A 13,808-nucleotide genomic window follows, 5' to 3' on the forward strand; every position below is an offset into this window, starting at 1 on the left:
TAAATCAGAAAGGTATCCTATATGGTTGATTTCAAAGTTTCCAAACGAATGCTCGTCAACTTCCGCGGACAAAACAAGGTCGTGGGAGGATTAACAGATAAAGATAAAATTGCGATCCTTCTCTACATTTCCAAAGAATTTGCCAATTTAGATAGAGAAGACCAACTCTTTTCCAAAGTCATCCTGATCTGTCAGGAAATTTTTGAGTCGGACAATACGACACTCCGGCTCTGGGATGGAGAATATCTTGTCCCAGTCAAGTTTGTCAAAGAGACAGAACCCCCTCGCCGAAACTTAGTAATGGGAGAAGGTTATTCGGGAGCAGTTTTTGAAACTAAAGAACCTGTCCTTGTGAACGACCTCACCCGTTCGGCTCATTTTTTTGACGAAGGCGAAACCACAAAATCGGTGATGTGTGTTCCGATCATGCAGAAAGAAGAAATTCTTGGAACCCTTGCGGTTGAAAGTGAACGTGAAAATTTTTATATTACCGATGATTTAGAAATTTTAGAGGCATTAACATCACAACTGGCTTTAGCACTTTACGGGGTCAGACTCATTGAAGGACTAGTTACCGCAAGAGCAAGAGAAGCTGCTATTTTAAATCAGTTGGAGTGGGATTTGAAAATGGGACGAAATGTCCAAAGCCAAATTCTGCCACAAGACTTAAGTGCTTGGAATGGAATCTATTTTGCAAGTCACTATGAACCTATGGCAGAAGTCAGTGGTGATTTAGTGGATATTGTTAGACAAGGTCATTCTTTAACTGCAATTAACATTGATGTGTCGGGACATGGAATTCCTGCAGCCCTTGTGACTATGGCAATTCACCACCAATTCCGTAGATCCGTGATGGCAGGACTTGGACTCACAGAAATTATGGAAGAACTTGGTGAAAAACTAAGAGAACAATTACCAGAATCTACCTATTTCACTGCCTTTATGGTTCGAATCTTTAGTGATTATACATTTGGCTATGTAAATGCGGGCCACCAACGAATGCTTCATTACAAAGCAGCTGATGACACTTTCATTCAGTACGATACCAAGGGGGTACCCCTCGGGATTCTTCCTGTAAGAAAAATTGATTATGAAGAAAAACAAGGACGTTTGGAACCTGGAGATTTTTTACTTCTGATCTCCGATGGATTCAGTGAACAAAGAAATCATTTAAAAGATGAGGTTGGTGTCGAAAGAATTCAATCTTGGTTACATGATGAACGAGAAAAACTAGTGATGGAAGGACGTGGAAAGGTTGATTTAAAAAAACTTTCTGCAGCCTTTGTTGAAAGGTTTAGAGCCTATCAAGGTGATGTTCCTAACGGGGATGACCTAAGTTTTCTTTTTCTTTATTGTGGAGACTCCATTCCTGAAGCTTCGCATTACATCCAAATGGCAAAACAATCAAATTCAAAAATGAAAATGGAAGAAGCTTATGCGCAAGCTTTAAAAGCTTTTAGCATTGATTCTTCTTTAAAAGAGATATTGGTGTTTTTGGGAAAAATGTATTACCGTGATGGCAAATATAAAGAGGCCATTCGGTATCTAGAAGAATACTTGAGAACATCTGGTGATAATACGGCAGCCTCGCATTTTATGATGGGAAGAGCTTATTACAAAGCTGGAATGATATCGGAAGCAAAACGAGCGCTAAAGATGGCACTCTCTAGTGACCATAGTTTTGCAAAAGCAAGTATACTACTTGCACAATGTTATTTGAAAGAAAATGCGAAACCAAAAGCAATCAAAGTATTGCAACAAGGCGTAAAGAACACACCTCAAAGTTTGGAACTAAAAACTTCTCTTCTGAGGTTAGAATCACACTCGCAAAAAGTCGGTTAAGGAAAGTTTTATGAAACAAGTTAGCATATTTTTATTTTTAATGATTCTTCTTTTTTGCTCCACACTTGGAGCAGAAGAAGTAACAAATAGTCAAGAAAGTCTGGAATCTTTGGCAAAAGAAATGGCAAGTATCAAGTCTTCTCTTGCTGAAACAAAACTTGCTTTAGAAACAACAAAACAAGAAGCCAATTGGGTCTGGACCTGTATTGCAGCCTTTCTTGTATTTTTTATGCAAGCTGGTTTTGCTTATGTGGAAGCAGGATTCACAAGAGCAAAAAATGCAGTAAACATTCTTATGAAAAACTTCTCTGACTTAACAGTTGGAGCGATTGCCTATTGGGTGATTGGTTTTTCCATTATGTTTGGGCCTCAAGTATTAACGGGATTTGGGGTGGGAGTACCTTCTTTTGCAGAAAGTTTAATCAATGCAGAAGATGGTAGTATGGACCCTTCCAAATATACTTTCTTTATCTTCCAAATTGTTTTTGCGGCCACTGCAGCAACCATAGTTTCGGGAGCGATGGCAGAAAGGACTAAGTTCTCAGCCTATTTGGTTTTCTCTATCATCATCACTGCTTTTATTTATCCTATTTTCGGCTCTTTTGCTTGGGGAAGTCTACTCGGAATTTCCACAGGATTTTTAGAATCCCTTGGACTTGGCGGTGGAGACGGAGTGGGATTTCATGACTTTGCCGGATCCACTGTTGTGCATAGTGTAGGTGCTTGGGCAGGGCTTGCTGGTGCGATTGTAGTCGGACCTAGGATGGGAAAATTCCAAACCGATGGAAGAGTGTATCCAATTTTGGGTCATAATATGTCCATGGCTGCCCTCGGTGTGTTCATTCTTTGGTTTGGTTGGTTTGGATTTAACCCTGGTTCTACCACTTCCATTGAAGGAGGTAGTTTCGCAAGGATTGCTGTTGTGACTCATATGGCTGCCTGCGCAGGTGCCATCGCTGCCATGGTTCTTACTTGGCTTCTATTTAAAAAACCAGAAATTGGTTTAACCTTAAATGGAGGACTGGCAGGGCTTGTGGCCATCACGGCTCCTTGTGATGTAGTGAGTATCACTGGTGCCATTTGTATTGGTGCAGTCGCTGGGGTTCTTGTGATTGTCTCTGTCCTTTTCTTAGATAAAATTAAAATTGATGATCCAGTGGGAGCCGTTTCAGTCCACGGGGTTTGCGGCGCTTGGGGGACACTAGCGGTTGGTCTTTTTAGCATAGAAACCGGATTATTTTCTGGCGCTGGATTTGCCCAATTTGCTGCTCAAGCAATAGGTGTAGCCACTGCCTTTCTTTGGGCTTTCCCAACCAGTTTCCTTATGTTCTATTTGATCAAAAAGACCATTGGACTTCGGGTTTCGGAAGAAGAAGAATTATTAGGTTTGGATATTTTAGAACACGGAAACGAAGCTTATCCCGTTTCCAAATAGTCCTTGACCCTAGGCATTCTGTATGGGATGCCTAGGGTGTGTTTCGTTTTCCTTTATTGTTCATTTTATTTTTAGTTGGTTGTTTTGAATACGAAGAGACCATCCTCTTTCGAAAACTTAGTTCTGGTACTGTGGAAATTGCTTATACAGTTCCTTTAAAAAGGGATTCAAATGATTCCCTTATCAAATTTTTACCCACTTCCAAAGATGAAATCATTAATTCTGTAAAAAAGAAATCGAATAACAACCTACAGGTGAGAGACTTTACCTTTCGGGAATTGGAAAAATCAGAAACCACAGATATGTATTTCAAACGAAAAGGAAAGGTTTCATACAAACTCGACTTTGAAGATCCTTTGCATTTAGAAGGGGTTTTGATTGGCACTTTCTCGATTAAGTCAAAACCAAGGTCATTGACTGTTAAAAGGGACTTCCCCAACCTAACAGATAACGCGATTCTTGATAGCAGTGCAGGTGAGAAAAAAATCATTTCGGAGACATCTAGATTACTCAAGGAAGGACGTATCCAGTTTAAGGTTTTATTTCCAAAGGATTCAGAGTGCAGCTCAAACCGTGGTTTTATTGGCCTTGGGAATTTAACTTACCAAATCCCTTTGCAAGAAACTTTGGAAAATCCAGAATCCAAAACTTGGGAGTATAAAATACGTTTTTTCTAAACGAGTTTTAATTCTTTTGCCGTTTTGATAAACAAATCAAAACCATCTAAATTTTTCTGTTCTGGAATATAGTGTAATTCTTGTTTTAGATAACGATCTGTCACAGCAATTGGCAACCGTTTCTCTTCTTTTATGATTGAATCCAATTCTTTGAGTCCATATTCTAAAGCGGTTAAAAAAAGCCGGTCATCCCAAACCTTTCCTTTGGGGAAAGCCCAGAAAGCAAAACAAAAATAAAGTCCGGTTGATTGGTTCCACCATTCCGCAAGATCCACAACTTGGTATCCTGGAACTGGGGTTTGCAATAAGGCATGGTCACCAAACAGAAGATGAGACCCAATCCCATCTAACATCATTTGGGAAATTTCTGAGGCAGGGGTGGGAACCACTTCCACAATTTTCCCAAACTCACGATAGAGTAAACATTGCAATAAGGCCACACTCGATCTTGACCCCTTGTCCGTATAAACTACCTGGGGCATTTCTGTATCATTTTCGTGCCGGAAGAAGAGAACGGAACGAACGACATCTCTTGCGCAAACACCTACAACTTTTGTATAATCTAGGGTATCATGGTTTCTTTCACATTCGATTGAAGAGACGAGGGCACAATCCAGTTCTCCTTGTTTCAGAAGTTCAATGAGAACACTTGGATTCTCATATACTGGTAAATATCCGGAAGTTCTCTCAAAATACAGGGTTAGGGGGCGGGCATTCAGGTGTTTTACAATGCCAATTTTCATTATCTAATTTCCCTTCTAAAAAACAACTTGTCAGAACGAGAAAAACGTGTCGAATCACTTACGAGGGCAAATTGGACTTTCGAACATCTTTAAACACAATCGGTGATGCCGAATTTGAATTCATTAAAAATTTGGTGTACAAACAAGCTGGGATTTTTTTAGCTCCACATAAAAAAATCATGGTACAGTCCAGACTCAATGCAAGGCTTCGTACATTAGGAATTACTAGTTTTGAAAACTATGTAGCAAAACTAAAATTAGATCCTAAGTTTGCTACAGAAGAAATGCAGGAGCTCATCAACCGCATTACGACAAACAAAACTGATTTTTTTCGTGAAAACCATCATTTTGAATTTTTAAAAAACCAATACTTTCCTGCTTTAGAACAAGCTGTTGCCACTGGTGGTCCCAAATCTCTTCGGATTTGGTGTTCAGCTTCTTCCACTGGAGAGGAGCCTTATTCCATTGCCATCACTGTGTATGACTACTTCCATACAAAACCTGGTTGGAATTGCAAAATTTACGCATCCGATATTGATACTCAAGTGATAGCTACTGCAAAAAAAGGAGTGTATCGGGATGACCGTCTCGAACCAGTTTCAGAAGCAGTGAAAGCAAAACACTTCAATAAAACCATTGAAAAAGATCATGTCTATTATGAAGCAAAACCTCATCTAAAGGCTTTGATTGATTTTAGACAAATTAATCTTTTGCATTTTCCATTTCCTATCACAGAGAAATTGGATTTAATCTTTTGTCGGAATGTAGTCATTTATTTCGACAAACAGACACAAAAAACTTTGTTCCAAAACTTTGAAGTGAGTCTGAAACCAAAAGGCTATTTGATTCTTGGTCATTCAGAAACTATGTTTGGAATTTCAGATAGTTTCAAGTTTTTAGGACATACGATTTACCAGAAGAAAGACTAAACAATCTCTGGTTCATTGGTCCAAATCTTTTTTAAGTCTTCCCACATCTGGTAGGGTTCATAGATGACAATTCGAGTATTGGAAAGTACATCTAAAAATCCTGCCTCATTGGGAAACCTTGGCACAATGTGTTCGTGGATATGAGGGATGGATCCTCCACTATTTTTTCCCAAATTATAACCAATATTAAACCCTTGCACCTTCCATTGTTTCTCCAAAATTCGCATCGTTTTTTGCGTCAATCGGTGGATGTCCAAAGCTTCTGCTTCAGTGAGTTCTAAGTAGTGGATGATATGACGTTTCGGAAAGATGATAATATGACCTGGATTATAAGGAAAAAGATTCACTGAAACAATCGAAAGTTCTGTTTCTGCAATGGTCAGGTTAGGAACAATTTCGTTTTTGTCACGAACCCCACAAAGGATGCAGTCCACATTGGGTCTATCCCCTTTGGCATAACCCAATTTCCCGATGCTGAACAGGTTTTTTCTAAGTGAATGTTCTTCATAGGAACTCATTTGTACTTTCAATCTCCCCAAAGGATTAAAGGATTGCAAGGATTTTGACAGGTATACAGTAAGAAAGTAACAGTGTCAGAATCGCCTCATATTCCCGTACTTCCAAGAGAAGTCATTGATTTGCTACAAAAATCGGAAGTCACCGAACCTCAGTGGTTTTTAGATGGAACTGCTGGTGAAGGTGGTCATTCCAAACTCATCCTCCAAACCTTTCCTAAGGCAAAGTTGATTCTTATCGATCGAGATGCCGTCATGTTGGAAAGGGCAAAAAAAGAAATCCAATCTGTCATTGGTTCACTTGACCGTGTTCATTCCTTCCAAATGAATTTTTCTGAAGTGGACAAGGAATTGTTGGAATCTTTAGGTTGCCCGGGTCTTGACGGTGCCTTGGTTGACTTAGGTGTTTCACTTTTTCATTTTCTACATTCAGGTCGTGGATTTACGTTTAAAAATGAAGAACCTTTGGATATGAGACTCGAACCACAGGTAGGTAGAAAAACTGCCGCCGATATAGTCAATTATAGCACCGTTTTACACTTAAAAAAGGTATTTTGGGAATATGGGGAAGAACGTTGGGCTTTAAAAGTAGCCAATAACATTGTACAGTCGAGACACAAAAAAAAATTCGAAACCAATACCGATCTAGTAAAACTTGTGGAGGCATCCATTCCAAGAAAGTTCTGGCCAAAAGAATCACATCCAGCAACAAAAATATTTCAGGCATTACGGATCGAAGTCAACGAAGAACTGTTACATGCAGAAAAAGGAATCCGTAACATTGCCGAGTGTTTGAAACTGGGTGGTGTACTCGCTTGTATTTCCTTCCACTCTTTAGAAGACAGAATTGTCAAATGGACTTTCCGGGACTTAAAGACAACCGAACATTTTGAAATCCTAACCAAAAAACCAATTTTACCCACTGATACAGAAATCAAAGAAAATCGCGCATCAAGATCGGCAAAATTAAGAGGTCTTCAAAGGATAAATCCGATAATAAATCAGAGATGGGAACGATGACTGGAAAATTAAAAAACATTCCGAAATTCTGTATCGATTTTATTTCTCCGCTCAAACCATTTGTTCTTCTGATTCCATTTCTATTGTTTTTTTATTCCAATGTTTGGCAAGGTTTAGAAAAGGCAAGACTCACCCGTCAAATCCATGAACGAACTACCACCAAAGAAGAATTAAAACGCAAAAACGATGAATTAAAAATCGGAATAGTTTCTTATACTTCCGCAGAACGGATCGAAACCCTTTACAGAAGAACTTATCAGTTTCTTCCAATCAGTTTAGGAAATCGTACGGTGACCATCGAACTTCCTCCGATTCCTGATGAGGTTAACACTCAAAAATAATGAAAGTATCAGAAATTATCAAACGAATCCCTGACATAAAATTAATCAAAGGAGAAGGTTCTACAGAAGTAGGTTATATTTGGGCTGATAGTCGAAAATTAAAAGCCCAGGATATCTTTGTTTTGCCGGAAGAAAACTCAGAAAAACAAGAGACCTATTTAAAAATGGCTCTCGAACATGGATCGGAAGTTGTTATTATTTCTAAACGCGATTTAAAATTAAAAACCTTAGATTTCTTTCCTGTGATTCTCGAAACGGATGAACTCGTGGGAGAAGTTCATGGGAAAACTGCATGTTTGCTTGCAGGTAATCCAGCAAAAAAAATGAAAATTGTGGCCATCACTGGAACAAATGGAAAAACTTCTTTAACATTCATCCTTTTCCACCTAGCAAGAAAAGTTGGGAAAAATGCTGCATTAATTGGGACCGTTCAAATCCAAATTATGGATCGAGTTTTAGAATCGGGATATACAACTCCAGATGCTTCTTCGTTAAACTTGCTGCTCAAACAGATGTTAGAAGAAGGGATAGAATATGTATTTATGGAAATGAGTAGCCATGGATTAAAACTCGGACGAGTTGCGGGTCTTGAAATTACATGCGCTGGTTTTACAAATTTAACCCAAGACCATTTGGATTTTCATACTTCGATGGAAGATTATTTTGAAAGTAAGTTTAAAATCTTTCAACTTTTAGAACAATCCTCCGTGAAAAATAAATTTGGTCTTGTTGCTTCTGATGTTTCCTTTGGCGATAAGATGGTCAAAAGAATTGCGGATGCAAAGTTTAAATCACCAATTTATTTACTTGGAAAATCAGGGGAATTCAACTATTCAAATACGAAACTATCATTACTTGGAAGTGAATACCGCTTTCATAAAAAAGCAAAAAACCTTCCTTTTATTGAAGTCCGTAAAATTCGAACGAACCTACTTGGAAATTTCAATGTATTCAATACTTCATTTGCCTTGGCAGTGGCATACGAGTTAGGTTTTCCATGGGAAGAAGTGATTTCTTGTCTGGAAAAAATTCCAACTGTTCCTGGACGGTTTCATGTTGTTCCATTTCCTGATAGGTCAAGAATTGCTGTTGTGGATTATGCCCATACTCCCGATGCTTTAGAAAACATTCTAAAAAGCTGTGTGGAAATTGCTCCCAAACAAATCATTTGTTTATTTGGATGTGGGGGGGACAGAGACCGCACCAAACGTCCGCAAATGGCAAAAATTGCGGAGAACCTAGCTGATCTTGTCATTCTCACTTCCGACAATCCCCGGACAGAGTCGCCAGAGGCAATTTTAGATGAAATTGAATCTGGATTCTCCCGTGGTTTCCAAAGATATGAAAAAATTGTAGATCGAAGAATGGCAATCAAACGAGCCGTGAGTTTACTCGAACGGGATGGAATTTTGGTCGTTGCAGGAAAAGGTCATGAAACTTACCAAATCATCGGAAAAGAAAAATCAAAATTTATCGATTTTGAAGAGATAGAGAATGCTTTTCAAAACTTAGAATTAGGTCGATAGGGGAAATAGAATGTTCCAGTGGATTTATGAATCGTTTGGAAACGATTATGGTTTCCTTAGAGTTTTTAGTTATGTAACACTCCGTGCGATGATGGCGGGTCTTACTTCTATGTTTATTACTTTTCTTTTTGGAAAGTCATTGATTTCGTTTCTTCTCTCTTTGAAGTTTCGCGAATCGGTTCGTAACGATGGTCCGCAATCTCATGCTGCCAAATCCGGTACTCCTACAATGGGAGGGTTGATTATGATATTATCCCTTACCATCTCCACTCTGTTATGGGGGAATCTTTCCAATCTCAACGTTTTGTTACTTCTTGTCTCAGCCATTCTATTTGCAGGGCTTGGATTTACTGATGATTATATGAAATCGGTAAAAAAAATCAAAGGGGGAATGCGAGCTAGAACAAAGTTTCTAGTTACTATCTTCTTTGCTGTATCCATCACAACTCTCTACTTTTACTTTACAGGAAAATCAAATACTGTTGCAACCAAAGGAACTATATTTACGATAACAGATTTATTTTTGCCCTTTGTAAAAGGACCCGTATGGAATTTAGGAATTTTAGCTGTTCCCTTTGCCATCATAGTTCTCATTGGAAGTTCTCATGCCGTCAACTTAACGGATGGTTTGGATGGATTAGCTTCTGGCACCGTTGTCATCGCCACCGCAACATTTGCATTGATTTCTTACGTATCGGGAACTCCTTCCGCTGCCAACTACCTTCACATTCCGTATCTTCCTGGATCTCATGAATACTCTGTTTTTCTTGCGGGTCTTTCTGGTGCTTTGCTTGGATTTTTATGGTTTAATTGCCATCCAGCCCAAGTCTTTATGGGAGATACTGGATCTCTATTTCTTGGATCCACACTTGGACTTGTTGCCATTATGCTCAAAAAAGAAATCCTTCTTGTGATTCTTGGAGGAATATTTGTGGCTGAGGCAGTAAGTGTCATTTTACAAGTGGGTTCTTTTAAACTGACTGGGAAACGTATCTTCAAAATGGCACCATTGCATCATCATTTTGAATTGTCCGGTTGGTCGGAAGAGAAGGTTGTGATTCGATTTTGGATCATTGGAATCATCCTTGCGATCATTACCTTATCCACATTGAAAATCCAATAATGCAAATTTTCCGGAACTTACAAAACCTCTTTCGGTTTGGGACTTCGAGGTTTGATGGTCCGGTATTGTATGGGATTTTTCTTTTGTTTGGAATGGGGGTTGTAGTTATGTACAGTGCCTCCGTAATTCCAGCCGAACGTGAGTTTTCAGATCCCAACTATTATCTAAACAAACAGTTGTTATGGGGAGCAATCGGGATTTTTTCTTTTTTGGTATTCAGTCAAATTCCTTATCAGTTTCTTGTTCGGTGGTCTTTTTTATTTTCAGTGATAAGTTTATTACTTCTGATTTCAGTCTTTATTCCTGGACTCGGTAAATCCGTTGGGACTAGTTATGGAAGAAGTTTTAATCGTTGGATTCAGATCGGTGGAATACAAATCCAACCATCTGAATTTTCCAAAATCAGTATTTTGCTATTTTCCTCTTATTTCTTTTATAATTTTGATTTCAAAAAAGTAAAATGGGATCGAAAAAAAATTACATCGGTTTTTTTGATTTTTGTAACTTTGGTTCTCATTGTCATTGAACCTGCATTCGGAACCACAGTCGAACTTCTTCTTGTTTTATTCTTTTTCGTCCTTCTTGCTGGTTTTCCCATGAAACGACTTTTTATTTTGGGTGCTTCCGTTTTGCCTCTACTTGTGGTCCTTGTGACGCAAGTTGGGTACCGTAAAAAACGTTTAGAAATTTGGCTTGATCCTTATAAATTTCGATTTGATGAAGGGCACCAGCTTGTGACTAGTTTTCGTGCCTTTTTTGACGGAGGAAGTTTGGGTAGACCTGTTGGATCAGGTTATGCCCATCGCTATTTAGCTTATAGTCATACCGATTTTGTCATGGCCTCTTTTGTTGAAGACTTTGGGTTTTTAGGATTTTTGTTTTTTCTTTCTCTCATTATCTTTCTTCTTGTTCGAGTCTATTTTTTGCTTCTTCGGACAAATGACAAACTTGGCTTTTTTTTGGGTTCGGGGATTCTGATCCTCTTTGGTTTCCAAACCATATTGAACTTATTTGTTGTTACAGGTATTGTACCAGTGACTGGGATCTCACTCCCATTTCTCAGTTATGGGGGATCGTCTCTGATCACAATATTCATCCTATTCGGAATTCTTGCCAACATCACAAGTAAAGAGAACCTGGTCTTATGAGTGGATCTGTTCTAATTGCTGCCGGTGGGACCGGTGGTCATATTTCTCCAGGTGTAGCACTGGCAGAAGTTTTGGCTGAAAAACTTTCTTCCTTTGGATTTGATGCAGTGTATCTGCATTCCCTTGTCCGAAACAAAGACAACCCAGACTTACTGAGTCCCCCTTGCGAGGTAATTTGGCACAATGTACCACAGTTAGGTGGTTTAAGAACAATATTTTATCCTTTTTTATTTATATTTCCCTTCTTAAAAACTATTTTTTTATTCAATCGATTAAAAGTGAAAGCCGTGATCGGGATGGGAGGTTATTCAAGTCTTCCTTCTATCCTATATGCAATCCTATTTCGAAAACAATTATATCTTTGCGAACAAAATTGTGTCCCGGGAAAAATTACACGAATCTTTGCTAAATTCTCAAAAAAAATTGCATTTAGTTTTCCATTAGCGGAAGGTTATGCGATAAGCGGTAAAACCATTGGTAATCCCGTTAGAAGAAGAGTGATTCCGGAACACCTCAATATAAGACAAAATGAAAATCTTCATGAAGGAAAAAAGAATACGGTAAATGTTTTGGTGCTTGGAGGATCCCAAGGTGCAAGACAACTCAACCAAATGATTCTCAAAACCATGGAGAATCCGGAAATTTCATCAAAATATAAATTCAGATTACTCACAGGAACTTCTCTGTATGAGGAAACGAAATCAAAATCATTGGGTGATGCCGAAATCATCTCATATGCCAATGATATGAAACCAAACTATGAGTGGGCAAACATTGTTGTAGCAAGATCAGGTGCTGGTGTTCTTGCTGAATGTTTGGTGTTTGGATTGCCAATGATCCTCATTCCTTATCCCTACGCTGCAGATAACCACCAAAAGGAAAATGCAAATTATATAGAATCGCAAGGCGCTGGAGTGACCATTCATTCCACTTCAGATGATCCAACAAGGCTTGTACAAATTTTGCTTGGATGGAAAGACCATTCAGAAATCCTTCGTGAGATGGGACATGTATCCTTGGCATTATCCAATGTCAATGCAGCATACCAAACTGTTTTATATTTTTTTACTGATCATAATTGAAGTATCTCAAAAATGAAAGGTCCGATTTTATTTTTAGGAATTGGTGGGAGTGGGATGTCGAGTCTTGCTCATATGGCTCTCGATTTAAAGCTACCTGTATTGGGATATGATCAGAAAAATACCGATACCACAGCTTACTTAGAAAAACGAGGGGCTTTCATTCAAAATGATATTTCTAAAATTCCGTTAGAAGGAATAGAAATGGTTGTTTATAGCTCAGCTATCAATGATAAACACAAACAAGTGTTTGATGAAATTAAACAAAAAAAAATCTCTCTAAAACATAGATCTGAATTTATGCACCTGCTTGTTTCTAAACAGAGATCAATCTCTGTTGCAGGTAGCCACGGCAAAACTTCAACAACAACGATGGTTTCACAAATTCTTTCCGAACAGGGAATGGATCCTACCATTATGATTGGCGGAGATACAAGTCTCCTTGAAAAAAGGGGCGGTAAAGTAGGAAAAGGAAATTTTGCTGTTTACGAATCAGACGAATCTGATGGAAGTTTTTTGAAACACAAAGCCTCAATTCGTTTATTGACAAATATTGATAACGACCACTTGGATTATTACAAAACAAGAGATCGTTTAGAAAATGCATTTTTTGATTACATGGCATTTGGTATTGCAGGGGACCTTGTTTTATTTGCCAATGACCCCGGGATTCGGGATGTATTATCTCATAAAACGAAAGAAATTTCCTTTCACCCCGATTTCCATCTTTTTCTTTGTATGGAAAAAAGTGAAGTCAAAGCAGATTGGTTTCGAACACTTGTTTCAAAACTTGGAGATCAATTGGTTCCAATTGTCTATGAAATCAAAGACGGTGTTTTGGAATTTCAATTTCCCGGGTCTCAAAGTCATTTTTTACACCTACCATTTCCAGGTGTCCATTATCTGACAAATGGCCTCGTTGCCTTAACAGGTGCTTATATAACAGGTGTTTCACCTGAAGTTTCAGTGGAAATCCTATCTCGTTACATTGGAGTGAAACGAAGACAAGAAACATTGGGAACTCGGAATGAAGTAACGATTATGGATGATTACGGACACCATCCAACAGAAATTGCAATGGTCATTCGTTCCTTAAAGAACCAATTAAAATCGAACAGTAAACTCGTGGTAATTTTCCAACCACATCGATATACTCGGACACAATTGTTGTTAGAGGATTTAGCAGAGTCATTGACTTTGGCAGATTTTCTTTTTTTGCTCCCAATTTATTCCGCTGGGGAAACACCAATTCCTGGAATCACACACCAATCGTTTATACCATATTTAAATCCAAAGAATACAGAATTCTTAAGTGGAGAAATCGAATCCGATTTAAACATTATCAGAAGAAAATTAAACAAAGGAGATATTCTTCTCTGTTTAGGTGCTGGCAATGTTCGAGACTGGGGTCTTAGTTTACTAAAATAATA

At 38.5% G+C, this 13,808-nt stretch carries 13 protein-coding genes; 11 read left to right on the forward strand and 2 right to left on the reverse strand.

What is annotated here, in order from left to right; translation table 11 throughout:
* Positions 1-21: 21 nt before the first annotated feature.
* Genes CLV96_RS02150 through CLV96_RS02160 form a run of 3 tightly spaced genes read left to right on the forward strand, consistent with a single transcriptional unit; the run spans position 22 to position 3,954 of the window.
* Positions 22-1,842: a GAF domain-containing SpoIIE family protein phosphatase gene (locus tag CLV96_RS02150; RefSeq protein WP_004788440.1), complete on the forward strand. Its 1,821-nt coding sequence runs from the start codon at positions 22-24 to the stop codon at positions 1,840-1,842.
* Between the two features lie 10 nt (positions 1,843-1,852).
* On the forward strand, positions 1,853-3,277 hold the full coding sequence (locus CLV96_RS02155) for an ammonium transporter (RefSeq protein ID WP_004788289.1): 1,425 nt from the start codon (positions 1,853-1,855) through the stop codon (positions 3,275-3,277).
* Positions 3,278-3,315: 38 nt separating this feature from the next.
* Complete coding sequence (locus tag CLV96_RS02160; RefSeq protein ID WP_004789119.1) at positions 3,316-3,954, forward strand: LIC11874 family lipoprotein; 639 nt, start codon at positions 3,316-3,318, stop codon at positions 3,952-3,954.
* Here CLV96_RS02160 and CLV96_RS02165 read toward each other — a convergent pair.
* Entirely contained in the window at positions 3,951-4,697 is a 747-nt protein-coding gene (locus tag CLV96_RS02165) for a menaquinone biosynthetic enzyme MqnA/MqnD family protein (RefSeq protein WP_004789050.1), read from the reverse strand. The two genes, CLV96_RS02160 and CLV96_RS02165, sit on opposite strands and share 4 nt — an antisense overlap.
* 71 nt (positions 4,698-4,768) lie before the next feature.
* Between CLV96_RS02165 and CLV96_RS02170 the strand changes: the two genes are divergently transcribed.
* A complete protein-coding gene (locus tag CLV96_RS02170) occupies positions 4,769-5,626 on the forward strand; it encodes a CheR family methyltransferase (protein ID WP_004788943.1) in 858 nt (285 codons plus the stop codon).
* Here the strand turns inward: CLV96_RS02170 and CLV96_RS02175 are convergent.
* Entirely contained in the window at positions 5,623-6,144 is a 522-nt protein-coding gene (locus CLV96_RS02175; RefSeq protein WP_004789096.1) for an HIT family protein, read from the reverse strand. The genes CLV96_RS02170 and CLV96_RS02175 overlap by 4 nt on opposite strands.
* A gap of 72 nt (positions 6,145-6,216) precedes the next feature.
* Here CLV96_RS02175 and rsmH point away from each other — a divergent pair, with 72 nt between their 5' ends.
* From rsmH to murC, 7 genes are read left to right on the forward strand one after another with little or no spacing between them, the layout of a single operon-like run.
* Complete coding sequence (gene rsmH / locus CLV96_RS02180) at positions 6,217-7,161, forward strand: 16S rRNA (cytosine(1402)-N(4))-methyltransferase RsmH (protein ID WP_004788812.1); 945 nt, start codon at positions 6,217-6,219, stop codon at positions 7,159-7,161.
* Positions 7,149-7,502, forward strand: a complete 354-nt coding sequence (locus CLV96_RS02185; protein WP_004788570.1) for a hypothetical protein — start codon at positions 7,149-7,151, stop codon at positions 7,500-7,502. The genes rsmH and CLV96_RS02185 overlap by 13 nt, the downstream gene beginning before the upstream one ends.
* A complete protein-coding gene (locus CLV96_RS02190) occupies positions 7,502-9,028 on the forward strand; it encodes a UDP-N-acetylmuramoyl-L-alanyl-D-glutamate--2,6-diaminopimelate ligase (RefSeq protein WP_004788805.1) in 1,527 nt (508 codons plus the stop codon). The genes CLV96_RS02185 and CLV96_RS02190 overlap by 1 nt, the downstream gene beginning before the upstream one ends.
* Positions 9,029-9,038: 10 nt before the next feature.
* Entirely contained in the window at positions 9,039-10,151 is a 1,113-nt protein-coding gene (mraY, locus tag CLV96_RS02195; protein ID WP_004788842.1) for a phospho-N-acetylmuramoyl-pentapeptide-transferase, read from the forward strand.
* Positions 10,151-11,299: an FtsW/RodA/SpoVE family cell cycle protein gene (locus tag CLV96_RS02200; RefSeq protein WP_004789044.1), complete on the forward strand. Its 1,149-nt coding sequence runs from the start codon at positions 10,151-10,153 to the stop codon at positions 11,297-11,299. Before mraY ends, CLV96_RS02200 begins: the two co-directional genes overlap by 1 nt.
* Entirely contained in the window at positions 11,296-12,381 is a 1,086-nt protein-coding gene (locus CLV96_RS02205; RefSeq protein WP_004789296.1) for a UDP-N-acetylglucosamine--N-acetylmuramyl-(pentapeptide) pyrophosphoryl-undecaprenol N-acetylglucosamine transferase, read from the forward strand. The genes CLV96_RS02200 and CLV96_RS02205 overlap by 4 nt, the downstream gene beginning before the upstream one ends.
* A 12-nt stretch (positions 12,382-12,393) precedes the next feature.
* Positions 12,394-13,806 (forward strand): UDP-N-acetylmuramate--L-alanine ligase, encoded by a 1,413-nt coding sequence (gene murC / locus CLV96_RS02210; RefSeq protein ID WP_004788375.1) that lies wholly within the window; start codon positions 12,394-12,396, stop codon positions 13,804-13,806.
* Positions 13,807-13,808 lie beyond the last annotated feature (2 nt).

The sequence above is a fragment of the Leptospira meyeri genome (assembly GCF_004368965.1).
Classification (GTDB): domain Bacteria; phylum Spirochaetota; class Leptospiria; order Leptospirales; family Leptospiraceae; genus Leptospira_A; species Leptospira_A meyeri.